This is a genomic window from Sphaerimonospora thailandensis (assembly GCF_016863115.1).
In the GTDB taxonomy this organism is placed as follows: Bacteria; Actinomycetota; Actinomycetes; order Streptosporangiales; family Streptosporangiaceae; genus Sphaerimonospora; species Sphaerimonospora cavernae.
The window spans coordinates 1-22,858 of record NZ_BOOG01000012.1; the positions used below are offsets into that span (position 1 = coordinate 1).

The 22,858-nt window shown below is 69.2% G+C and carries 22 protein-coding genes and 2 tRNA genes; 9 read left to right on the plus strand and 15 right to left on the minus strand.

Annotated features, from left to right (window positions below):
• Positions 1-262: 262 nt before the first annotated feature.
• Entirely contained in the window at positions 263-832 is a 570-nt protein-coding gene (locus Mth01_RS06140; RefSeq protein WP_204012738.1) for a TMEM165/GDT1 family protein, read from the plus strand.
• Position 833: 1 nt separating this feature from the next.
• On the opposite strand, the gene Mth01_RS30095 is transcribed toward Mth01_RS06140, so the two are convergent.
• The 11 genes from Mth01_RS30095 to Mth01_RS06195 form a co-directional block, all read right to left on the minus strand.
• Positions 834-3,719, minus strand: coding sequence for a helix-turn-helix transcriptional regulator (locus Mth01_RS30095; protein ID WP_275408893.1), 2,886 nt, complete (start codon positions 3,717-3,719; stop codon positions 834-836).
• Between the two features lie 144 nt (positions 3,720-3,863).
• Positions 3,864-4,037, minus strand: a complete 174-nt coding sequence (locus Mth01_RS06150) for a hypothetical protein (RefSeq protein WP_204012754.1) — start codon at positions 4,035-4,037, stop codon at positions 3,864-3,866.
• A 155-nt stretch (positions 4,038-4,192) separates the two neighbouring features.
• Positions 4,193-5,260 carry a UDP-N-acetylmuramate dehydrogenase gene (locus tag Mth01_RS06155; RefSeq protein WP_204012757.1) on the minus strand — a complete coding sequence of 356 codons (1,068 nt, stop codon included), beginning with the start codon at positions 5,258-5,260 and terminating at the stop codon, positions 4,193-4,195.
• Between the two features lie 92 nt (positions 5,261-5,352).
• Complete coding sequence (locus Mth01_RS06160; protein WP_204012760.1) at positions 5,353-5,829, minus strand: hypothetical protein; 477 nt, start codon at positions 5,827-5,829, stop codon at positions 5,353-5,355.
• Between the two features lie 93 nt (positions 5,830-5,922).
• Entirely contained in the window at positions 5,923-6,381 is a 459-nt protein-coding gene (locus Mth01_RS06165) for a MaoC family dehydratase (RefSeq protein ID WP_204012763.1), read from the minus strand.
• A 2-nt stretch (positions 6,382-6,383) separates the two neighbouring features.
• A complete protein-coding gene (locus tag Mth01_RS06170) occupies positions 6,384-6,833 on the minus strand; it encodes an FAS1-like dehydratase domain-containing protein (RefSeq protein ID WP_204012766.1) in 450 nt (149 codons plus the stop codon).
• Between the two features lie 206 nt (positions 6,834-7,039).
• On the minus strand, positions 7,040-7,204 hold the full coding sequence (gene rpmG, locus Mth01_RS06175) for a 50S ribosomal protein L33 (protein WP_036325591.1): 165 nt from the start codon (positions 7,202-7,204) through the stop codon (positions 7,040-7,042).
• Between the two features lie 79 nt (positions 7,205-7,283).
• Positions 7,284-7,357, minus strand: a tRNA-Met gene (locus Mth01_RS06180).
• A 127-nt stretch (positions 7,358-7,484) separates the two neighbouring features.
• Positions 7,485-7,557, minus strand: a tRNA-Thr gene (locus Mth01_RS06185).
• 102 nt (positions 7,558-7,659) lie between these two features.
• Positions 7,660-8,187, minus strand: coding sequence for a hypothetical protein (locus tag Mth01_RS06190; RefSeq protein WP_204012768.1), 528 nt, complete (start codon positions 8,185-8,187; stop codon positions 7,660-7,662).
• A gap of 50 nt (positions 8,188-8,237) precedes the next feature.
• Positions 8,238-8,447 carry a transposase gene (locus Mth01_RS06195; RefSeq protein WP_204012771.1) on the minus strand — a complete coding sequence of 70 codons (210 nt, stop codon included), beginning with the start codon at positions 8,445-8,447 and terminating at the stop codon, positions 8,238-8,240.
• 503 nt (positions 8,448-8,950) lie between these two features.
• Between Mth01_RS06195 and Mth01_RS06200 the strand changes: the two genes are divergently transcribed.
• Positions 8,951-9,301 (plus strand): STAS domain-containing protein, encoded by a 351-nt coding sequence (locus Mth01_RS06200; RefSeq protein WP_204012774.1) that lies wholly within the window; start codon positions 8,951-8,953, stop codon positions 9,299-9,301.
• 111 nt (positions 9,302-9,412) lie between these two features.
• Here the strand turns inward: Mth01_RS06200 and Mth01_RS06205 are convergent, their stop codons facing one another.
• Complete coding sequence (locus tag Mth01_RS06205) at positions 9,413-10,816, minus strand: serine/threonine-protein kinase (RefSeq protein WP_204012804.1); 1,404 nt, start codon at positions 10,814-10,816, stop codon at positions 9,413-9,415.
• Between the two features lie 11 nt (positions 10,817-10,827).
• On the minus strand, positions 10,828-12,306 hold the full coding sequence (locus Mth01_RS06210) for a DUF4407 domain-containing protein (protein ID WP_204012807.1): 1,479 nt from the start codon (positions 12,304-12,306) through the stop codon (positions 10,828-10,830).
• Positions 12,307-12,514: 208 nt separating this feature from the next.
• On the opposite strand from Mth01_RS06210, the gene Mth01_RS06215 reads away from it, so the two are divergent.
• The 3 genes from Mth01_RS06215 to Mth01_RS06225 are packed head-to-tail and all read left to right on the plus strand — an operon-like array spanning position 12,515 to position 17,279.
• The gene (locus Mth01_RS06215; RefSeq protein WP_204012809.1) at positions 12,515-13,996 is read left to right on the plus strand and encodes a hypothetical protein; all 1,482 of its coding nucleotides are present in this window, start codon (positions 12,515-12,517) and stop codon (positions 13,994-13,996) included.
• Between the two features lie 8 nt (positions 13,997-14,004).
• Complete coding sequence (locus Mth01_RS06220; protein ID WP_204012811.1) at positions 14,005-15,012, plus strand: DEAD/DEAH box helicase family protein; 1,008 nt, start codon at positions 14,005-14,007, stop codon at positions 15,010-15,012.
• Positions 15,009-17,279, plus strand: coding sequence for a hypothetical protein (locus Mth01_RS06225; RefSeq protein ID WP_204012813.1), 2,271 nt, complete (start codon positions 15,009-15,011; stop codon positions 17,277-17,279). Before Mth01_RS06220 ends, Mth01_RS06225 begins: the two co-directional genes overlap by 4 nt.
• Before the next feature lie 36 nt (positions 17,280-17,315).
• On the opposite strand, the gene Mth01_RS06230 is transcribed toward Mth01_RS06225, so the two are convergent.
• Together Mth01_RS06230 and Mth01_RS06235 are read right to left on the minus strand one after the other, a co-directional pair.
• On the minus strand, positions 17,316-18,005 hold the full coding sequence (locus Mth01_RS06230; RefSeq protein WP_204012815.1) for a response regulator: 690 nt from the start codon (positions 18,003-18,005) through the stop codon (positions 17,316-17,318).
• The gene (locus Mth01_RS06235; protein ID WP_204012817.1) at positions 18,002-19,231 is read right to left on the minus strand and encodes a sensor histidine kinase; all 1,230 of its coding nucleotides are present in this window, start codon (positions 19,229-19,231) and stop codon (positions 18,002-18,004) included. Before Mth01_RS06235 ends, Mth01_RS06230 begins: the two co-directional genes overlap by 4 nt.
• Positions 19,232-19,400: 169 nt before the next feature.
• Here Mth01_RS06235 and Mth01_RS06240 point away from each other — a divergent pair, with 169 nt between their 5' ends.
• From Mth01_RS06240 to Mth01_RS06255, 4 genes are all read left to right on the plus strand, one after another.
• Positions 19,401-20,480 carry an ABC transporter permease gene (locus Mth01_RS06240; RefSeq protein WP_204012819.1) on the plus strand — a complete coding sequence of 360 codons (1,080 nt, stop codon included), beginning with the start codon at positions 19,401-19,403 and terminating at the stop codon, positions 20,478-20,480.
• Positions 20,477-21,196: an ABC transporter ATP-binding protein gene (locus tag Mth01_RS06245; RefSeq protein ID WP_204012822.1), complete on the plus strand. Its 720-nt coding sequence runs from the start codon at positions 20,477-20,479 to the stop codon at positions 21,194-21,196. Before Mth01_RS06240 ends, Mth01_RS06245 begins: the two co-directional genes overlap by 4 nt.
• Before the next feature lie 110 nt (positions 21,197-21,306).
• Positions 21,307-22,077 (plus strand): SDR family NAD(P)-dependent oxidoreductase, encoded by a 771-nt coding sequence (locus Mth01_RS06250; protein WP_204012825.1) that lies wholly within the window; start codon positions 21,307-21,309, stop codon positions 22,075-22,077.
• Between the two features lie 26 nt (positions 22,078-22,103).
• Positions 22,104-22,850, plus strand: coding sequence for an SDR family NAD(P)-dependent oxidoreductase (locus Mth01_RS06255; protein WP_204012829.1), 747 nt, complete (start codon positions 22,104-22,106; stop codon positions 22,848-22,850).
• Positions 22,851-22,858 lie beyond the last annotated feature (8 nt).

Genomic DNA, 22,858 nt, shown 5'->3' on the forward strand with positions numbered 1-22,858 from the left:
AATTCACGAGGTCGGAGGGGGCCACGGGACCGCCGGGGGGCGGTTAGACTCGGGGGCACCCGAAGGGGAGTAGTCCGTAATCCACTGATCGACATACTGGCCCGGGCGTTCGCGCTCGTCGTGCCCGGTCGTGGAGCCCGTGTGGCGGACGAGACCTTCGGCCCGACAGTCATGTCCATCATGCTGCCGGGCCGAAGACCTGTCCGGAGAACTCCCCCGGTATGGAACGGCGGCCCGGCCGCGCCTTACGGAAAGGCGGCCAGTGCAAGCCTTCTGGATCTCCCTGGCGGTCATCTTCGTGGCCGAGCTCGGCGACAAAAGCCAGCTCATGGCCCTGACCTTCGCGACCAGGTTCAAGCCGCTGCCGGTGCTGGCCGGCATCACGGCGGCGACCGCGGCCGTACACCTGGCGAGCGTCGCCCTCGGCCGGGTGGTCGGCGATGCGATGCCGACCACCGCCATCTCGATCGTCGGCGGGATCGCGTTCCTCGGCTTCGCCGCCTGGACGCTGCGCGGCGACGAGCTCACCGAGGCGGAGTCGGCCAAGGCGGCCAGGACCACGCGGAACGCGTTCTTCGCCGTCGCCGCGGCGTTCTTCCTCAGCGAGCTCGGCGACAAGACCATGCTCGCGACGATCACGCTGGCCACCCAGCACGGCTGGTTCGGCACGTGGATCGGCTCGACGGTCGGCATGGTCGCGGCCGACGCCCTGGCCATCCTCGTCGGCCGCTGGCTCGGCTCCCACCTGCCCGAGAAGTGGATCAGGTACGGCGCGGCCGCCGCCTTCGCCGCCTTCGGCCTGCTCCTGCTGGCCGAGCCGCTCCTGACGTGATTCAGCCCAGGAGGGAGAGGCGGTGGGCGGCGGCCGCCGCCTCGGCCCGGGTGGAGACACCCAGCTTGGGCAGGATGTTCGACACGTGGACGCTGACGGTCTTGGCGGAGATGAACAGCTCGGCCGCGATGTCGCGGTTGCCGCGCCCGGCCGCCACCAGCCGGAGCACCTCCAACTCGCGCCGGGTCAGCGTCGCCGATGCGACAGGCTGCGCCGACGCGGCGGCCTGCCGTACCGGATCGTCGTCGAGGGGCGTGCCGACGCGGCGGGCGAGGGTCTCGATCCGGGTCACCAGCGGGGTGGCCCGCAGGGACATGGCGACCGGATGCGCCTCGCGCAGCCGGTCGGCGGCCCCCTCACGGTCACCCGCCCCGGCGGACCCGGCGGCCGCGTGCAGCAGCGCCTCGGCCTGGACATATGGCCGCCCCAGTTGCCGCCACGCCTGGGCCGCCGCGTCGAAGTCGCCCTGGTGGACGAGGCGGTAGGCCTCGCACGCCGCCCCGTTGCCGCGCATGTCGGCGGCCAGCTCTTCGGCCCCCGCACGCAAGGTCGAGACCCGGACGGCGTCGACGGGCGCGGCGGCGTCGCAGACGAGCCGCATGGTGGCGAGCAGCCGCCAGCCCAGGGTGTCCTTCTTCGCCGGCACCGAATCGGCCAGGATCTTCTCCGCGACTTCGACCGCCTTCAGCGGTTCACCGCGCAGCAGATGCCAGGTGAGCAGCAGGAACGCGTTGTTCGCCTGCTCCTGGGCGGTTTCATCCGAGCGCGGGGCGAAAGCGCCGATCTCGGTGAGGAACTCCCGAGCGAGGTCCTCCTCACCCCGCCCGATGGCGATCTCCGCCTTCACCCGCAGCATGTGCCAGCGGTTACGCAGGGTGGAGCCCATCCGCATCGCGTGTTCGACGACTTCGATCGCCTCGTCCCAGCGGCCGAGCGACGTCAGCGCCTCCGCCCGGTTGTTGGCGATGAACACCCCTTGATGGCGATATCTGCCGTACTGCCGGGCGAGCTTCTCACCCTCGGCTGCGAGCTCGACGGCCTCCTCCGACCGGCCGAGCTTGTCGAGCGCGTCCACGTTGTTGGCCAGCGCGCGCAGCACGATGCGGGGCGAGCTCAGCCGTCTCCCCATGCGCAGCGCGTGATCGTTCGTCTCGACCGTCCGGTCCAGGGCTCCGGAGACGGAGTGGCCGAGCGCCAGGTTGAGCAGCAGGTCGGCCTCCAGGCGTTCGTCGCCCATCTGGCGGGCGATGCGCAGTGCCTCCTCGGTGAAGGTGGTGCCCTCGATGGTCTGCTCGGTCAGCATGAGCATGGTGCCCAGCCTGGTCAGGACGTTGACCCGCGCCTCGGTCGGCAGCGGCACCAGGCGCTCGGCACGCCGGAGGTCGTCGAGCGAGCCGGTCTTGCCCTTCTGGCTGTTGATGTTGGCCCGGCGCACCAGCAACTCGGCCACCCGCTCGGGCGCCGTCTCCTCGTCGAGCTCGCTCAGCGCGGCCCGGACGAACTTCAGCCCGCGGTCCATGTCACCGCTGACGTACGCCGCCTCGGAGGCACGTTCCAATATCGTCACGTGGTCGACGTCGATCCGCTCGGCGGCGTCCGGCACCTTGTCCCACAGGGTCAGCACGCGTTCGAGCAGCTGGATCTGCTCGGTGTACGCGAACGACCTGGCGGCCTTCCCCGCCGCGTCCCACGCCGAGGTCAGCGCCCACTGGTCGTTTCGCGCCGCGTACCAGTGGTGGGCGATCTCGATGGCGGCCCGGCCGGGCGGCACGAGCGACCGGTCCTGTTCGATCTCCTCGGCATATCGCGCGTGCATCCGGGCGTGCTCGCCCGGCAGCAGCTCGTCATGTACGGCCTCGCGGATGAGCGCGTGCCGGAACGCGTACGCTCCCCCATCGGCCACCTGCAGGACGTTGGCCGCTATCGCGGGCCGCAGCGCGTCCTCGAGCTCGGTGTCGGACAACACGCTGACCGAGGCGAGCAGCGCGTGGCCCACCCGGATGCCTCCGGCCGCGGCCGTACGGAGCACCCGCTGGGTCTCCTCGGGCAGACGCTCGATCGAGCCGAGGATCAGGTCATGGAGCGAGTCGGGGACCGTGCAGTCGTCCCCGGAGTCGAGCAGCGCCTCCACGAACAGCGGGACACCGCCGCTTCGCGCGAAGACCGTGTCCACCTTGGTGAACTCCGGTGTGACGCCGAGAATGCCGGCCATCTGCGCGGCGACCTCGTCCTGGGTGAAGCGCGGCAGCTCGATCCGTACGACGCCCTCGACCCGGCCCAGCTCGGCGAGCACCGGCCGGAGGGGGTGCGTGCGGTGCAGTTCGTCGGACCGGTACGTCATGACCATGAGGACCGGCGACGTCCTGAGGTTGCGGCTGAGGAACGCGATCAGATCGCGGCTCGACCGGTCGGCCCAGTGGACGTCCTCGATGACGAGGACCACGGGTCGCCGTTCCGCGAGCCGTTCCAGCAGCATGAGGATCAGCTCGAAGAGCCGGGCGCGCGCCGTCTCCGTCTCGCCGTCCCCGCTGGGCTCGCCGAACTCCGGAAGGAGCCGGGCCAGGTCGCGGGCGGCGCCGTCCGGAAGGAGCGCGGCCACCTCGGCCGCGCTCGTCTCTCTGACGAGCTGCCGCAGCGCCGCGGTGAACGGAGCGTAGGCGAGGCCCTCTGCGGACAGTTCCACGCAGCCCCCGACGAGCACGTGGGCGTCCTGCTGACCGGCCTGTTCGGCGAAGCTGCCGATCAGCCGGGTCTTCCCGACGCCGGCCTCGCCTCCGAGGAGCACCGCCGCCGTGGCCTGCTTGCGGGCTTGGTCGAAGGCCTCTTTCAAGGTCTCCAGTTCCGCTTCCCGCCCGACGAAGACAGGACTCACTGCGCGGTGCGTCATGACCTCAAGCATGTCATGCCCCCTGTCGCGTTTCGCTGGATTTTTCGGGGGTTCGCCAGGTGCTTAGCGACATGTCGGACATCATTCAGGGAGGCTGCCGAGCCCGGCCGGGAGGGAGGATCCGGCCGGGCCTTCGAACGCGGGTCATGACGTGCGGAGCTTGCCGAAGACGGCACGCGAGCGATGCCGCTCGCCGCCGGACGGCTCGCCCCCCTTCCTCGCGGCCCGCGCCTCACGGGCGAGACGCTGCCGGGCGGCCTCCTGCCTGAGCTCGGCCGTACGACTCATGATCATCTGGTAGTGCAGTTCCGGACCCATCGTGGTCTCCCCTTGCGTGTGCCTTCGCTTACACACTCAAGGTTCGGTCTAAGACCCCTGTTGCCACATCGGGCGGATGCCTTATCTATCGCCCCATCTTTGGGCGTAGGTCCCCTAAGACATCCTCATGACGTCTTATCCGGGGCCCCGATGGCTCAGAGAGAGACCCCCACCATGACGGGTTCGTTCACAAGCAGCACGCCGAACTTCTCGTACACGCCGTCGCGGACCTCCCCCGCCAGGGCCAGCAGATCGCTGGTGTCCGCCGCGCCCGTGGGGTTGGTGAGGGCCAGCGTGTGCTTGGTCGAGATGCGCACAGCCCCCTTTTCGTACCCCTTCGGGAACCCCGCGTTCTCGATCAGCCAGGCGGCCGGCACCTTGACCGAGCCCGAGCCGTCCGGCATCTCCCAGCGGGGGTGGCCGGGGGCACGCAGCTCCAGGTCGGCCGCCTGCTCCGCGGTGAGGATCGGGTTGGTGAAGAACGACCCGGCGCTGCGGGTGTCCGGATCGGCGGGGTCGAGGACCATGCCCTTGCCCCGGCGCAGGTCGAGCACGGCGGCGCGGGCCTCGGCCAGCGGCACCCGTGCGCCGAGCTCCACGCCGAGCCGTACCGCCAACTCCTTGTACGCGATCGGCCCCGACATCTCGGACCTGTGCAGGGCGTAGGTGACCGCCAGCACGACATGGCGCCCCGGGGCGTCCTTGAACGCGCTGTGCCGGTAGGCGAAGCCGCACTCGGCAGGCGTCAGGTCACGCGTCTGCCCGGTCATCCGGTCGTACACCCGGACTTCCGTGATCGTCTGGGCGACCTCCTGGCCGTACGCGCCGACGTTCTGGATGGGCGTCGAGCCGACCCTGCCGGGGATGCCCGACAGGCACTCGATCCCCGACCATCCTTCGGCGACGCATCGGGCGGCCAGGGCATCCCAGTCCTCACCCGCCTGCGCGGTGACCACGACCCGCTCGCCGTTCCCGTCCGGGTCGGCTCTGACGTCGACCCCTTCGCTGGACACGTGTACGGCGAGGCCGTCGAATCCGTCGTCGGACACGACGAGGTTGCTGCCGCCGCCCAGGACCAGCACTGCCTCGCCCTCGCGGTCGGCCTCGGCCACGATGCCGACGATCTCCTCCGGAGATCTGGCCTCGATGAAGGCTCGGGCGGGCCCGCCCAATCGCAACGTCGTGTACGGCGCGAGCCGTACCCCTGCCAACCGGTCGGCCATGCGTCCTCTCAGCGACTCCTCATCGGATTCCCGGCCCGGATTCCCGTCACGGATTCCCGGCGCGGGCCACGCCGGCCGGACCAGGATATTCCTCAATCCGAGTCGGAGCCCGTGTCCGAGTCGGAGTCCTCGTCGTCCTCGTCGGTTTCCGCTTCCGTTTCCGCTTCGGCGATCGATCTGTCGATCCTCGACGTCGCCGAACTGCCGTCCCACAGCAGTTGCGAGGCGACCATGGACTCCGTCCCGGACCGCGTCAGAGCGGTCTCGATCGTGCCACCGAGGGCGATGTCTCGCTTGGCCTCCGTGATCTCGGCATGACCCACGGTGTCCGCCGCTACGCGAGCGGCCTCGGCCCGGGGTCGCGGCATCGCTCCGCCTATCGCGTCGCCGGTCCTCCCGGGCACCTGCTCCTCCGCCGCGACACCGGCGACGTCCTCGCTCTCCCGCTGTGAGACGACCGGGTCCTCGATGCGCGTCCCCGCGTCCTCACGCTCACACCGATCGTGTTCAGCGCCGCGTTCATACCGGTCATGTTCGCGGCGAGCGTCTTCACTGCTTCCCTCGTTCACGTCCCAACCGCTACCCACCCCCACCCCACCCAATGGCGTGATCTTGGAAAAGCTCACGGCACGGCGGGTTCGGGTCGGGGGTCGGTTGAGGAGTCAGGCGAGTTGGACGATGGCACGGGCCTTGGACAGGACCCGGGAGTCGCCGGATTTCGCGGTGAGGACCACGATCACTCGGTTGCCGTCGAGCTTCTCCTCGATCCGGCCACTGATCGAGACCGTGGCGCCCTCGTCGTCGTCCGGGACCACGACCATCGAGGAGAAGCGGACGCCGTAGTCCACCACCGCGCCCGGATCACCCGCCCAGTCGGTGATGAAACGCCCGCCCTGGGCCATGGTGTACATGCCATGGGCGATGACGTCGGGCAGCCCGACCGCCTTGGCGTGGCGCTCGTTCCAGTGGATGGGGTTGAAGTCGCCGGAGGCTCCCGCGTACATCACGAGGTTCACCCGGCGCACCGGGTAGTCGACGGCCGGGATCTCCTGGCCGACCTCCACCTCGTCGTACTTGACCGTCGCGATTCCGCCCTTGGCGGCCCCAGGCTTGGCCGTCATGGTCACGCCGCTCCCCCTCGTTCGACGATGGTGTTGTAGGCGCGGCAGACCAACTCGCCCTCGCCGGTGCTGACATCGCTGCGGAGGGTCAGGAACTCGTTGCGGCCCACACTGCGGATCTCGGTGATCGTGGTGGTGCAGTGCAGCCGGTCCCCCGCGTAGATGGGCCGCTCGTATTCGAAGCGCTGCTCGGCGTGGACCACCATGGCGAAGTCGAGCCCGAGATCGGGATCGCCGAACGCTTCGCCGGCCGCGGACATGCTGAACACGATGGGGAAGGTCGGCGGTGCGACCACATCCGGGTGTCCTGCCGCGACGGCGGCGTCCTCACGGTGGTAGATCGGGTTCTGATCGCCGATCGCGGTGGCGAACTCCGCGATCTTCACCCGGGATACCTCATAGGGGGCGGACGCCTCGTACGCCCGCCCGACGAACTCACGGTTCAACGCCATCAGGCCCGTGCTCCTTCACGCCAAGAGCTTTCGAGGCGACGGTAGCAGTCACCCGGTCCCCGCCCGACGCAAGAACCCGCGAGAACCGGCGGCGCGCTGCGAGGAGCGTCCGACTCGGCGTGCCCGGACGGGTGCGGACATGGCAAACCGGCGTCCCGTACGGGAACGCCGGTCGTGCTGGTCTTGGCTGGCCGGAGCCTTCGGCGCTATCGGGTCTCGCGGTGCGCCCGGTGCGTCTTGCAGTTGGGGCAGTACTTCTTCAGCTCAAGCCGATCCGGGTCGTTGCGCCGGTTCTTCCGCGTGATGTAGTTGCGGTGCTTGCACTCCTGGCAGGCCAGCGTGATCTTCGGCCTAACGTCTGTGGCAGCCACGTGGGAGTGCCTTTCTGCGTCTGGGACTACTGGACAACCCGAGCCGGAACCGCGACATACACGGAACCGACGAGGGTAGTAGCGGAGGCCGGACTTGAACCGGCGACACAGCGATTATGAGCCGCTTGCTCTGCCTGACTGAGCTACTCCGCCTGGACCGGCGAATTCGAACCGGCCACGCAAGGATACCCGACCTGCACGGCAACTCGCGCACATGAACCGGGCCCCCGCCAAGCCGAAAGCCCCATCCGAGAACGCCCGGACAGGACTTTTCAGCCAGAGCCCCCAAACGGAATCGAACCGTTGACCTTCTCCTTACCATGGAGACGCTCTGCCGACTGAGCTATAGGGGCAGGCCGCCTGCGCTCTCGCCCTGGCGGACAGGTGTAACCATACACGGCCACGACGAACGACGCGAATCCGATCTTCGGCTCGCCGTACGGCCACTTGGGGCCTCAGAGTCCGGTGCTCTCCGGTGCGGGGACGGCCCCCCTGAGGTCGGCCTGTTCTCGCAGGTCAAGCGGCAGATCGGCGGCAATCTCATATCGGGTGAAATAGCCCTTGCCGCGCACCGGCACCACGCCGCTGAGCGTCACCGTCGCCGCGTACGGCGTGTCGGCGCACGCGGGGAGGCACCACGATCCGCTCAGCCTGCCCGCCCCGATGGCCCTCGTGGGGCCCCAGGTGCGCCAGGTCACCCCGTTCAGCGTGGTGAACTCGGAGATCACAAGATCCGTCGGCCGCTGATCCGCCCTGCCCTGCTCGGCGGCGTAGAGGTTCATCACGTAGACCGGGGTCTCGGGGATGGTCCTCCGGCCGTCCGGTTGAGCCGTACCGGTCGAACCGCAGGCGACCGCTCCGAGGATGACCGCGCTCACGAGGACCGCGTTCACGAAGACTGTGCCGAGACCGGCGGCGGCCGGAGAGACACGCCGCGGATCCGGCATGGACAGGTGCGCCGAAGGCGCGTCGATCAGGCGCATGAAGTCCCCCTCGCGAGTCTGGTGCCCAGACGCTGGAAGGGATACTCCGGCTATCGGGCGGCGGTCCGCGCGTCCCCGTTCCGTCCGGGAAACGGAATCACCTCGCACAGGTCGGCGAGGTCGACGTGGCGGGCGACCTCCTCGACGGACAGGCAGTCGGCGACGAGCCGGCCGTGGTGGCGGATACGCAGGACCTGTCGGCCGCCACGGCGCGCCGGCTCGATCTCGTACCCGTCGGGTCCCACCCATCGGCTGCTCACAGCAGGACAAGCTATCGTGTTTTCCCACTCTTATCCGGCAATGACACAGGTCACAGCCATGATTCAGCGCCAAGCCGCACCCCTGTGCACGCGATCTCACCATGCACCACTCACGTGCTCCGAGATCACGACAGGTGGCGCCACGATCGGACAGAACAGATAAAACCCATAAATGGCGACAATGGCGTTTAAAGGGAATTTTTCGCTAGCAGAGATGGCAGCCTTTACCTTCCCGAATCGACGCTGCGGGGGAAAGGCGTTACTCTCAGTAAGACAGAGCTTGTCCCGCGCTTGTCTCAGTGACGACAGCGCGTGGTCGAGAGTGCTTGACAAATGCTGCCCATAGTGAGCGGGGACCCGGACGGGTGTTCCGCACACAGCAGGGCATGCTTTGTCGGGGCACGACCTACTTCGTCGGTGCCCTGTTGTTTATACGATGACAACGTTTAGGCGATAACAGCGCGTTCGACGCGTCCACGGCGAGAAGAACGAGAGGAACCACCGTGGAGACGTGGACGGTACAGACACCTGATCACACCCGCTGGGCGGTGATGGGGCTGCGCGGTGAGTTGGATCTGCACGCGGCGGGTGAGCTCCGCGAGCCCCTGCTCGATCTGATCACAGACCGCGGCCCCTGGCTCGCCCTCGATCTGAGCGAGCTCCATTTCATCGACACGACCGGTGTCGGGCTGCTCGTGCGGCTCGTGCACAACCTTCGCGAGAAGGAGGGCGATCTCGCGCTCATCGGGCCGCGCGGACAGGTCCTGCGCATCCTGCGCTGGACCAACCTCACCCGCCTGTTCCCCGTGTTCGACTCGGTCGCCGACGTGGTGGCCGACCCTCCCGCCGATTGATCATCAAAGACGGACAATTTAGAATACGTGAAATTTTCACTCTCTGTCACGACACTGTCGCGGGCTGCGCGAGGCTGGTCCTTCGTCGGCTCCTCCCTGATGTAGGCGCGGTCAGGTGGGCCGGGCAAGCCGGGCGACCTCCGCGCGCACCGGCCCGCTGAGTCCGTTGAGCAGGCGATCGCCGCGACCGTCCAGGGACTCGGGCAGCAGGTCGGCGATGAGGGCCGGCGGCACATACTCGAGCACGCGCCATGCCCGCTGCAGCGTCATGGCCTCGACCAGTCGCACCGTCGCGGAGGCGACGCCGAGCGTACGGAGGACCTCCGCGACGACCCGTTCGTCGGCGTACGCCAGGATGCCCGCCCCCTGGCCGGGCGGCAGCACCCGGAACAGTTCGGCAGCCCCCTCGGCGGACATGTGGTTGACCATCCGCCCCGCCACCGTCTTCGGCAGCAGCGTGAGCACGGCGGCCGCCCGGGCCGGCTGGGCGGTCATCCCGTTCAGCAGCGGCCCGCTGGCTCGCGGTCCGACGGCGGCGAGCAGCGAGGCCGCCTCGTGTGGGGACCGCGCGAGCAGCGACCGGCCGCCCTCCACCGGCCCCGCCGGCTCGTACGGGCCGGGCCGGGCGGGCCGGGCGGCCGGGTGCTCGACGGGGGGCTTGGCTGAGGGCCGCGGCGGGCGCTGGGACCGGTACCGATCTGGGCGGGGGGCCGGCCTCACGATCTCGGCCAGTCTCCGGTCCAGCTCGGCCGCCCGCATCCGCCGCCCGGGGTCCTTTTCGAGCAGCCCGGCGATCGCGTCGAACAGCGGACCCTGCCGCCGGGGGCGCGGGAGGGGTTCTGTGGCGATGGCCCACAGAGTCGCCGGCTCGGTGTCGCGCCTGAACGGCGAATGGCCCTCCAGGGCGTAGTACAAGGTGACGCCGAGTGACCACAGATCCGAGGGCGGTCCCGTCTGGGTGCCGTTGAACCGCTCTGGGGCCATGTACTCCATTGTTCCCAGCCAGACATTCCGCGACGTGAGGCCGCTCGTGCCGTCGATCCGCGCGATGCCGAAGTCGACCAGGAAGACCTTGCTCTCAAGACTGATCAGGATGTTCTCGGGCTTGACGTCCCGATGCAGCACCCCCTTCGCGTGCGCGGCCGTCAGCCCGCCCAGCGCGTCCCGCCCGATGCCGGCGATCTCCCGCTCGCCGAGCGGCCCGGCCGAGATCCGGTCTCTCAGCGACTCGCCCTCGATGCGGGCCATGACGATCCACAGCGTGTCCCCCTCCTCGAACACGTCGTGGATCTCGACGACCGAGGGATGGCTGATCCGGGCGAGGGCCTGCGCCTCCCGCCGGGCCCGTCCCCTCTGGACGGCGACCGGCTCACTGCCGGAGCGCTTCAGCACGATCTCCTTCATGGCGACCCTGCGTCCGAGTCGCCCGTCCACCGCCAGCCAGACCTTGCCCATGCCACCCTGGCCGAGCTGGGACAGCAGCTCATAGCGGCCGTTGATCAACCGTCCCGTCACGTCCGGCTGCCTCAGTCGTCATCCGGGAGCAGCTCGACCCCGCCGGAGTGCCCCCCGGAATGTCCGCCGGCGTGCTGGGAGCCCCGGCCCGGCAGGTGCACGGTCCGCGTGTCCGTCATCCCGCGCAGCGCCTCATCGTCCGGCGACCCGTACTCGCGCTCGTATCTGGGCTCGTATCCGGGTTCAGGCTCGGGCTCCCGCCGGAAGCCGGGCGCCGGCTCCACGCGGGTGCCCGTCGGTCCGCGGTACGGCCGCTGGCCGGTCTCGGACAGGACGACGGTGGGCTGGGGACCGGTGTCGCCGAGGCGGGACTCGTTCCAGATGGACCACAGATTCCCGGAGCCGTGAGCGGGCTCCGCCGGCATCGGTGCGGCCGACGACCTGGGGGCGAAGCCGGGTGTGAAGCTGCTGCGGGCGTCGCGGAACTCGTGCTGCTCGGCGAGTGCGAGCACCTTCTCGTAGTTCCCCGGCCGCTGCATCAGCTTGACCGTGACCGGGAGACACTCGATGACCAGGAACAGCAGGAACAGCAGCAGCCGGGTGATCCCGAGCGTCGTGTCCGTGCCGGTCACCTCGTTGAGCGCCTGAAGCCGGATCAGGATGCCGTTGGTCGCCATGTTCTCCGCGTCGAAGGACGCCTGCAGGTCGGCCTGCCGCCTGAGCCCGGCGTCCAGCTCCGCCCGTGCCTTCGGCAGCGACTCCTGCGCGCTGGTCAATCGGGTCTGCTTGGCCGCCTCGTCGCTGGCGGTGAGCTCCTTCTTGCGCTTGTCGATCTGCCGGTTGAGCCGGTCGATGCGCTGCTTGTTCTTGTCGTACGCCCGCTTGCTGTCCTGGGCGAGAGGGCCGTCGCCCTTCTTCGGGCAGGTCGGCCCCCCGTAGAGCTGGCACTGCCATTCCTTGTAGTGCTTGTCGGCGCGCTTCTGCTCGTTCGCCCGGTCCTCGGTCAGCGCTTTGATCTTCGGGTCCTTGGCCGGATCGATGGGGACGTCACCGCCGGAGGAGATCACCTTCTCCAGGGCCGCCACCTCCTCGCGGAGTTGGGTGACGTCCTTACCCACATTGCCCTGCTTCTGCTGCGCGGTGAACGTGTCGGCGCGCCGCTGCTTGATCTCCACAATTTGGGCGTCGATTTCACCCTTGAAAATCTGGAGCACCAACGGTGTGGAGATCACGAAACCGAGCAGCAGCGCCATGAGAAACCGCGGCAGGGCCGTGAACAGCCGATGGCGAAGCGACGCGTCCGCCCGGAGCGTGCTGACCAACCACCGGTCGAGACTCAAGATCGCCAACCCCCACAGGAGGCTGGCCACGATCGCCAGGAAGAGGTTGACTCCGAGGGCGCTGTGCAGCGCGAATGTCATGGAGACGACCGCGAGGACGCTCGTGGTGAGGACGGCGCCGCCGATGCCCTCGAACTTGCCGTATTCGGTCGGACAGCGCTGCAGAACCTCGGGCCGCGCCCCGGACAGGTTGATCAGAAAACGCCTCACGCTTCTCCTTGCGAATGGAGTCTCACCTTCAAGCGGCGCTTTGGAACGTCGCAAACCCCCTTAACTCGGGATATCGTAGTTGCCCCCACGGCTATGGCACGACAGGAAGTTTCGGCACATGGGACAAGTCGCCACCTTCTGCACTAGTTAGTTTAAATTTGGAGGACAGCGACATAACGAATTCGACACAATGACGGAGGATCCCCCTGTGTCGGAGCCCGACAATGACCTGCTCCGCAAGGCCCTCGCCCGGGCCGTGGCACTGCTCACCGGCACCGACTGCCTCATCGTGGTGGAGGCCGCCGCCGACGGCATCGCCACGTTCGCCGTCCACCAGGACGAGCACGGCACGCCCCGCGCCCGCCACTGGTTCAACTCCTGGGCCGATCTCACCACGGCGTCCGCGCAGGAAGACCCCACAGCCGGTCGGGATGCCGTGCTCCAGACCGTCACGGCCGTCTCCCAGGCGCACCCCGGAGACACCACCGAGGTCATCCTCGTCCGCTCTGTCGCCGGGAACCCGGCGGCCGAGCAGGCGCTCGAGTGGTTGTGCCAGGACCATCCCCCGGACGTCTACTCGACCGACGCACCGGTCGCCGGGCTCGTCAAGGAGGCCATCCGCGACGACCCGCTGACGCGGTCGTACGACCTGGTCGTCCTGCGGCCCGACCCCGCGACCGGCCGACTCGATCTGGCGGGCAGACAACTCTTCCCCGTCGGCACACGCCCGGGCACACTCACCGACGTCACCGTCCGATGCGAGCCCGGCGACGAGTACGGCACAGCTTTCGCCGTGGTCACCTGGCAGGGCCGGGAGCCGCGTCTGCTTTCCGTCGCGTCCGCCCGTCTCGTCCCCGGGACCTACACGGTGACGGCCGAGCTGGTGCGTGCCGGAAAGGTCCGCTTCACCGGTCTGCCGGGGCTGGTCGAAGATCCGCGCGGCTGGGACGAGCTGATCGCGTCCGTACCGTCCCTGCTGCCGCCCGCGACCCGTGCGGCGCACCTCATCTGCGGAGTCGAGATCTGCGGCCCGGACGAGAAGGTGATCGAGCGGCTCGGACGGGCCCACCAGGTCATCGCGTTCCTCGCCGCCGAGCTCGGCGACCGGCTGCGGGTCTCCCTCCTCGCGTACGGCGCGCACTCATTCGATCAGTCCGCCCCGGAGCATCCGGTCGAGGTCACCGCATGGCGGGCCACGCCAGAACATGCCCTGGCCGGCCTGCGCCTGCTGGAGGAGCGTGGGGCGATCACCCGAGGTTTCCCCTACCATCCGCATGCCGCGCAGCTCGAGGACATGCTGGCGACGGTGGTCCGGCGGCTCCTTCGGGACGGGTCGGCCGTGGACGGCCTCGACCAGCATCGTCCCGCGCCGACAGTCCTGCTCACCGTGGGCGATCGGCCACCGCACCCCGCCCGGGCCGACCGGTCGGGAGTCCTGCCGTGCCCCCATCGGCACGACTGGCGGACGATGTTCCAGCACCTCGGAAGCCGGCCGGGAACCGTGTTCGGGGCGATCTGGGACCAGTCACCTGACCGGGCACGCACCGCACACCTGATCTGGCGCTACCTGGGGACGAGCGCGCTCGCGCACCTCGACGCCCTCGACGTCCGGGAGTTGACCGCCGACCTCGGACTGGCCGCACCCGTCGTCGGCCGCATCCCGTTCCCCCTCATCGACGATACGGAGTGAGACCACGCATGCCCGTTGAGGTCACGCCGGGGCAGATCTCCCATGGAGGCTCCCACGGCATCTCCATGTGGGGCGCCCCCGGCAGCGGCAAGACGACCTTCCTGGCCGCCCTGTCCATCGCCCTGTCCCGCCGGAACGACGACTGGAAGATCGTCGGCTCCGACCCGGCGTCCACCGACTACCTCATCGACAAGACGAGTGAGCTGTCGGGCGGCCGGGTCTTCCCCGAAGCGAGCAAGGTCGTGGAGCGGTATCACTGGATGCTGATCGGCCCCACGACCAAGAAGACCAGGTGGTGGAGCCGCAAGCCGAAGCTCGGCGCCCAGCCCCGGATCCGCATCAACATGATCGACGCGCCCGGTGGCCTCTACGCCTCGGGTGGGCGGACCGCCGAAGGTCTCGCCGACCTGCGCCAGCGGGAACTGCTGGACAGCCTGACGCAGGGCCGGGGCATCGTCTTCCTCTTCGATCCGATCCGGGAGTTCAAGGTCGGGGACGCCTTCGACCACCTGCACGCGCCGCTCACCCGGCTCGCCGAACGGATGCTCGCCGCCGACGAGATGCAGGACGGGAAGCTCCCCCACCACATCGCGGTCTGCATCACCAAGTTCGACGACCGCCGGGTGCTGGACACGGCGATGGGCCAGCACCTGATCAACGTCGAGCCCGACGATCCGTACGGCTTCCCCAAGGTGAGCGACGAGGACGCCCCGACGCTCTTCCGCGAGCTGTGCCGGATCTCGCGGAACGGCCATGCCGAGCTGGTCCTCAACACGCTCGGCAAGTTCTTCCACCCCGACCGCATCCAGTTCTTCGTCACCTCGTCGATCGGGTTCTTCATGGACCGGCACCGGAACGTCTTCGACTGGGACGACTCGGAGAATCTGCTGCCCCAGGAGCCCGGCCAGGGCCTGCGCGTACGCGGCCAGGTCCGCCCGATCAACGTGGTCGAGCCCATGCTCTGGCTCGGCCAGCGCCTCGCCGCCACCAACCCGGCCGGGGTGATCCCCCGTTGAACGACGACACCCGCGTCGTACGGATGATCCCCTTCGAGTGGGCTCTCGAAGGCAAATGGCCCGGCAGCTTCGACGACTACGAAATCCTGGACCACAGCAAAAAGACTATCGACAGCGAACAGCCCCACGACAGCGAACAGCCCCACGACAGCGAAGAGCCCCTCGGCAGGACGGCCTTCGAGCAAATGAGAAGCTGGTACGCCACCGGCATCTCCCCCCAACTGCCCCAGGTGACGATCGCGAGGGTGAAGACCGCGCAAGATGTCCACTACATGGTGCTGGCAGTCCAGGTGTGGTCCCGGTACCGAGACGGCACCAATCGAAGGATCGCCCACACCCGCTGGTTCTGCGTGTCGTACAAGGAGCTCGCCGGGCATCCGGTGACGTACGAGTCCCTCTACGACGCCTTCTCAAGGCACACGCTGGAACTGCCCCCACCAAAGAACGTGGCCGTCCCGGCGCTCGACCCACGGGCGATCGAAACCCCGCGACCGGACGCGCTATCCGCCGCGGCCCTGCTTATGACTGGCCAGCCGGTGTGCGTGGTGGGGGCAGAGGGAACCGACATGCGCGCTCGCCTACGGTTCCTCGACACCGTCGCCGCGCTGCTGCCGTACGGAATGCGGGCGAAACTGACCGCTACCACATGGATCAGCAGTACAACAGAGCACAAGATCCGGCTTTTCTTCGCCAGGCATGCGCCAGAAGGGGCTCATGCCGTCACCTGGGGGCACCGGGCAGACATCCCAGCCGATGCGAGGCAGGCACAGGACTACTTCGCCATGCTGGCATCGCTCGATGCCGACAGGATCGGCATCATCATGCAGGAACTCGCCCAGAAGAAGAAGACGCTGGCGTTCACCGATTCAGACAATCGGGACGAGGCCGTGCGGTTACTCAAGCGCGCCTGTAATACGTTGCGGCAGTCCGAGCACCAAAGCAAGTCCGAGGAGACCGACTCGACGCTCCCGTACAACTTGGGCGATCCTGTCCCTCGGGTCGAACTGCCCCAATGGCCGACGCGTGGGGGGCGTCACTGGACAGACTTCTTCAAGAGGAAGCAGCAGCCAGGCGACACTCTGCCCGGCCAGCGGGGAGGCCGAACCTCTGGCCTTCCCCAGATGGCGCAGCAGTTCGGGTACAACGAGGACGGGGCCGACCAGCACAGGTGGCATCAGCGCCTCTGGAAGAAACTGGCCCACCCACTGCCGTGGCTGTTTACGGCGATGGTGGCGGCCGCGGTCGTCGCCCTCCTGATCGTTTTTCTATCCGATCGTGATGCCGGGCCTCCCGAAAAGCCTGTAGCCGCTCCGCCGCCGAAGATCTACGTCCAGGCGTCAGCCGAATCGACGGAGTCGTACGTCGCCCATTTCATTGGCGAAGCGCTCCAGCACGAGGGGTACGAGGCTGTCGCTGACGATGTCGACGAAACGAATCCCATCGGCCTCCGCATCGAACCGACCGTGGTCATCACCTACGACCTCGACATCCTGCGCCTTTTACGGCACGGCGATGTTCCGGCCACGACCCCTGAGAAACTCGAGGACCTGCTGTCGACCGCACTCGCTGAGCAGCACCTGACCAAGGTTGCGGCCCTCCCTTGGGTCAGCCGAGATGTCCTGCTCTTCGACTCTGGTCAGATCACGCGGAAGGATCTGGAGGCCGACCTGAAAGATGGCGCCGTGCCGGTTGATGTCCTCGTGCCGGAGAACTTCGGTCAAGGCTTCGAGGAGGAGTTGAAGCAGCACTATCCCGGACTTCGGCTGCAGCCGACACCGGCCCAGGATCTTATGCGGGAGCTTCGGCAGAAGAGCGCGATGGCCGCGATCATGCCCGGGGACCGCGGCTTCGAGGGTTACCTGCGTTCAGACCTGCTGCAGGACCGGCTGCCGAAACGGCAGCTGATCGTCCTCGCCAACACCTCCGTGGATGTCACGCTTCGCAGCATCCTGACCAGGATCTCAGGGAACCTTGATCAGAAGGGCATCGAGGTGGGGCGGAACAATCCCCAGCAGGCGGCGAAGGACCTGGCCGACCGCGTCTACCAGCAGCAGGCCGTCGAGCAAGGCGCATCCATCATCGTTGCGACTGACACCCCACAGGAACCTGGCCTATCCTTCAAAACCATTCTCATGATCTTAGCCATGGCTGCGCTCGCGATCTGCGGAGTCCTGCTGTTCTTCCGCTTCTTCCGCCTGCCCGACCGGCTGCCCGAGTCTTCGGGGCGGTCGCAGCGGAAGGGTCAGCACCACCGGAAGGAGACCTGACCTCGGCGGGAGCGGATCAATCCCTGGAACTGGGGGTCAGGTGGGGCGGATGAGGCCTTTTTTGGTGGCGGTGGCGACGGCGGCGGTGCGGGAGTCGACGCCGAGCTTGGTGTAGATGTGCACCAGGTGGGTCTTGACGGTGGTCTCGCTCAGGAACATCCGCTTGCTGATCTGCCGGTTGGACAGCCCGGCGGCGACGTGGCCGAGGACCTCCAGCTCTCGGGGGCTCAGCGTGGCCCGCGGGGTGCGTACCCGGCCCAGCAGGCGGGAGGCCACGCTGGGCGCCAGCGTGCTGGCGCCGGTCGCGGCCGAGCGGATCGCGGCGTGCAGGTCGTCGGAGGGCGCGTCCTTGAGCAGGTAGCCGGTGGCTCCCGCCTCGATCGCGGCCACGATGTCGGCATCGGTGTCGAACGTGGTGAGCACGAGCACCCGAGGAGCGTTCGCGGCTGTGCCCAGGGAGGCAGTGCCCGGGGAGGCGGTGCCCAGGGAGGTGGTGTCCAGGGAGGCGATGTGTCTGGTGGCCTCGCTGCCGTGCATGCCCGCGCCGAGCTGGAGGTCCATGAGGACGACGTCCGGGCGGAGCCGGCGGGCCGCCTCGACGCCCTCCTCGCCGGTGGCGGCCTCGCCGACCAGCTCGAAATCGGGCTGCCCGGCGAGCATCGCGCGGATGCCTGAGCGCACCACGGGGTGATCGTCGACCAGGAGGATGCGGATCGGCGTCGTCATCGGCCTTCTTCTCCCTCGCCCTCTCCCCCGCCGAGTGGCAGGGTGGCGACGACGGCGGTGCCCTCTCCGGGCACGGACTCGACGGTGAGCGCGCCGCCCAGCGCGGCCACCCGGTCGCGCATCGCACGCAGCCCGAAGCCGGTGTCCCCGGTGTCCGTGATCTCCGCGGCCGGCTGCGCCGCCGGGTCGAAACCGCGACCGTCGTCGTAGATGTCCAGCACGACCATGTCTTCCAGGTAGGTGAGGGTCACCCGGGCGTTGTCGGCCTCCGAATGGCGGCTGACGTTGCCCAGCGCGCCCTGGGCGATGCGCAGCAGCGCGACGTCGTAGTCGGCCGGCAGCGGTACGGGAGCCCCGGACACCTCGAACCGCACCCGCGTGGCGGTGCCGGCCGCGGCCGAGTCGCTGACCCTGCCCAGCGCCTCGACCAGGGAGGAGTGCTGCAGGGCGGGCGGCGCCAGCGCGCGGACGAAGTTGCGCGCCTCCTCCAGGTTCTCCTGCGCGGCGCGCTCGGCCTCGGCGATGCGCTGCTCGGCGTCCGCCGGCCGGTCCCGCAGGTCTCGGTGGGCGGCGCGGAGCAGCAGGATGATGCTGGACATGCCCTGGGCGAGCGTGTCGTGGATCTCCCTGGCCAGGCGCTCCCGCTCGGCCAGGCGGGCCGCGTCGCTCTCGGCCTGGACGAGCATCCCGCGGGTGCGGACCAGATCGTCGATCAGCAGGCGACGCTGCTCGCTTTCGGAGTAGAGCGCCTTGTAGACCAGCGCCATGAGCGTGGCGACCGCCGCGCCGAGGGACGGACCGATCACCTGCGGGGCGTGCACGCCGCCCGCGTGCCAGCCGGCCGCCGCGATCGCGGCCGCGGTCAGTACGGCCACGCCGGGCAGTGCGACCGCCAACGGCAGCAGGTGGAGATAGGCGAAGAACAGCGGGAAGGCCAGCCAGACGAACTTCGGCGCGTTCAGCGCGAGCGCGGCCCAACCGAATGTGATCACGACCAGCCAGATCCGCCCGAGGACCAGGTGCGTACAGCCGCCGAAATGCGGCAGCCGCCCCTCGATGAAGATCCCCACGCCGTAGAGCAGGCCGAGCAGGCCACCGCCGAACGCCAGAGCCGTACCCCCCGAGCGGACGACCCCGGCGACCGCTATCACGAGCAGGACGGCGAAGGTGCCGTGGATGGCCCACCGCAGCAGCCTGAGCGCGGGCGGGAACGGAAAGTCCATCATCTTCTCTCAGCGTATGCACCCCACGTCACCTGGCACATCGTTCGAAAGGTGGATGTCCGCGTGACCGAAGGGGCGAACCCCGTCTGATCGACTTCACGATGTGTGAGAGCGGCCGCCGGGACAGGCTGAACCTGTCCAGTTCAGCCCAGTCAAAACGGGGGGATGCGCCGTGTTCGTGGCGCTGAGAGACCTGCGTTTCGCGAAGGGACGGTTCGCCCTCATGGGCGCGGTCGTCCTGCTCATCACGCTCCTGGTGACCATGTTGTCGGGTCTGACCGCCGGGTTGGCGCAGGAGAACATCTCGGCGATCGAAGGGCTGCCGGCCGACCGCGTCGTCTTCTCGAAGTCCGAGAAGCCGTCGTTCTCCGACAGCCGGATCACGGAGACGACCTGGCAGGAGTGGCGGAAAGTCGCCGGTGTGTCCGCGGTCGAACGGCTCGGCATCACCATGGGCCGGCTCACCTTCGGCGACGAAAGCACGGGGGCGGCGACGGCGCTGTTCGGCGTCGAGCCGGGCGGCTCCCTCGCCAAGGGGTCGGGCGCCACGGTGGACACCGGCAAGGTGGTCCTGTCCGCCGCGCTGGCCGCCGACACCGGGCTGACCGCCGGCGACAATGTGCGGATCTCGGGCCGCGACTTCACGGTCGCGGGCATCGGCGGCAAGGCCTCCTACAGCCACGCTCCCGTCGCGTGGATCGGCATCGGCGACTGGGAGTGGATGGGCCGTCAGAGCGGCGCCGACACGGTCGCCACCGTACTCGCGCTGCGCACCACCGGAGACACCGATCTCGCCGCTGTCGACACGCGCCTCAGCACGACCACGATCCCCCTGGCCGCCGCGCCCGCGGCCATCGGCTCCTTCTCCTCGGAGAACGGCTCGCTGCAGCTCATGCGCGGGTTCCTGTTCGCGATCTCGGCGCTGGTCATCGGGGCGTTCTTCACCGTGTGGACGATCCAGCGGCGCGGAGACGTCGCCGTGCTGAAGGCGCTCGGCGCGAGCACCGGCTACCTGCTGCGCGACGCGCTCGCCCAGGCCGTCATCGTGCTGCTGCTCGGCGCGGGCATCGGCGGTGCCATCGGCGCCGGGCTGGGGGCGCTGGCCGAGGACACCGTCCCGTTCGTCCTGTCGATCTCGACGACCGTCGTCCCCGTCGCCGTGATGATCGCGCTCGGCGCGCTGGGCGCCGCGCTGGCCATCCGAAAGATCACCTCTGTCGACCCGCTGACCGCCCTGGGAGCCTCCCGATGAGCCTCGTCCTGTCCGACATCGTGCTGACCTACCCCGACGGGGACCGCAGGCTGACCGCGCTCGACCACGTCGATCTCTCCGTCGCTCCCGGCGAGTTCACCGCGGTCGTCGGCCCGTCCGGGTCGGGCAAGTCCAGCCTGCTCGCCGTGGCCGCCACCCTGATCACCCCGGACTCGGGCACCGTACGGGTGGCCGGGCACGACGTCACCCGGGCCGGGCAGGCGGCCAGGACCCGCATCCGCGGCGACCACGTCGGCATCGTCTTCCAGCAGTCCAACCTGCTCGCCTCGCTGACCACCCTCGACCAGCTCCTGGTGATGACCCACCTGTCGGGAGGATCGACGCGCGAGGCCGCGTCTCGGGCCCGCGAACTGCTCGATGCCGTGGACCTGGCCGGCAAGGAGCACAAGCGGCCCCACCAGCTCTCCGGTGGCGAGCGTCAGCGCGTCAACATCGCCCGCGCGCTGATGAACCGGCCCGAGGTGCTGCTGGTGGACGAGCCGACCAGCGCGCTGGACCACCACCGCGGCGAGCGGATCGTCTCCCTGCTGGCCGACCTGACCAGGCAGAACGGCCTGGCCACGGTCATGGTCACCCACGACCTGGCCACGCTGGCGAAGGTGGACACCGTACTGACCATGTCCGACGGCGGGCTCGCCGCCGGCGATGATGCCGAGGCGGCCGCGGCCGTGGGCGGCGGCCGTTCCCCGGTCTGATCCGGCCCGTTCGGCTGTCTGCCGGGGAGGGGATGCGGGCTCTCGGGCCGTCCACTAGTGTCTGCTATTACCAAGCGTTTGCTTGTGTATGACGCTGGGAGGCTCGTGCGGTGAGGGACTTCGAAGGCAGGCCGGGCGTGGCTCTGGTCACGGGAGGAACCGGCGGCATCGGCGCGTCCGTCTGCCGTCACCTGGCCCGGCGGGGTTCGGCCGTCGCGTTCACCTACCGGTCCAACTCCACGGGCGCGGAGGCGCTGACCGCCGAGATCGCGGAGCAGGGCGGCACGGCGGCGGCCGAACGCGTGGCGCTGACCGACGCCGACGCGGTGCGGGCGTACGTCGAATCGATCCTCGAGAGGTTCGGCGCGATCCACACACTCGTACACGCGGCGGGCCCGCACGTGCCGATGATCCACCTCTCCCGGGTCAGCCCCGAGCAGCTCGCCGACCAGCTCCACGCCGACGTGTCCGGCTTCTTCACCATCGCCGCCGCCGCACTGCCCGCCCTGCGCGAGACCCGGGGATCGATCGTCGCCGTGACCACCGCGGCCACCCGCCGGTATCCCGTACGCGACGGCCTGTCCGCCGGGCCCAAGGGCGCCGTGGAAGCGCTGGCCCGCGGACTCGCCGCCGAGGAGGGCCGTTTCGGCGTCAGGGTGAACTGCGTCGGCCCCGGCATGCTCACCGACGGCATGTCGGCCCGTCTGCAGGCCTCCGGCGACCTCGACCAGCGGGCCCTCGACGTCGCCATGGGCAACATCCCGCTCCGGACCTTCGGGTCCGCCGACGACGTCGCGGAAGCGGTCTGCTTCCTCGCCTCCGACCGGGCCCGGTTCGTCACAGGTCAGAAGCTCGACGTGGACGGCGGATACGGCGTCTGAAGCGACGGAAACGATCAGGAGTGAACGTGGCGAACGGCATTCATCTGGGGTTCACCGCCGGGGACGTCGTCCTCGTCACCGGCGCCGGGAGCGGCATCGGCCGGGCGACCGCCCTCCGGGCCGCCGAACTCGGCCTGCGCGTGGCCGCCTGGGATCTCAACGGGACGGCGGCGGACGCCACGGTCGCCCGCATCGCCGAAGGCGGCGGCACGGCGATCGCGGTCAGCGCCGACGTGTCGAACCCGGCGGACATCGCGGCGGGGTTCGCCGCGAGCCGCAGCCGGCTCGGGGCGATCCGGTACCTGGTAAACAACGCCGGGCCCTCCTCGGCGGACGAGTTCGAGTTCGACGAGGCGCTGCGGATCGCGGTGGGCAGCGTGCGCCGGATGACCGACGCCTGGCTGTCCGGTGGCACACCCGCGGGCGCCGCCCTGGTCAACGTCGCCTCCGTCGCCGGCAACGTCGTCGGCACCTCATCGGACTGGTACTGCGCGGCGAAGGCCGCGATCGCCGGGTACACACGGCATCTCGCGGCATACCGCAGTCACGAGGTGCGCAGCAACGCCGTGGCCCCCGGGATGACCGACACGCCGCGACTGACCGGCTTCGCGGAGAGCGAGGTCGGACAGCGCGTCCTGCAGCGGATCCCGCTGGGCCGGATGGCCGACCCCGACGACATCGCGCATGCGATCCTGTTCCTGCTCTCGCCGCTCGCCGCGTACATCAACGGCGTCGTCCTCCCCGTCGACGGCGGCTGGACCATCACCCAGTGAGCACATCC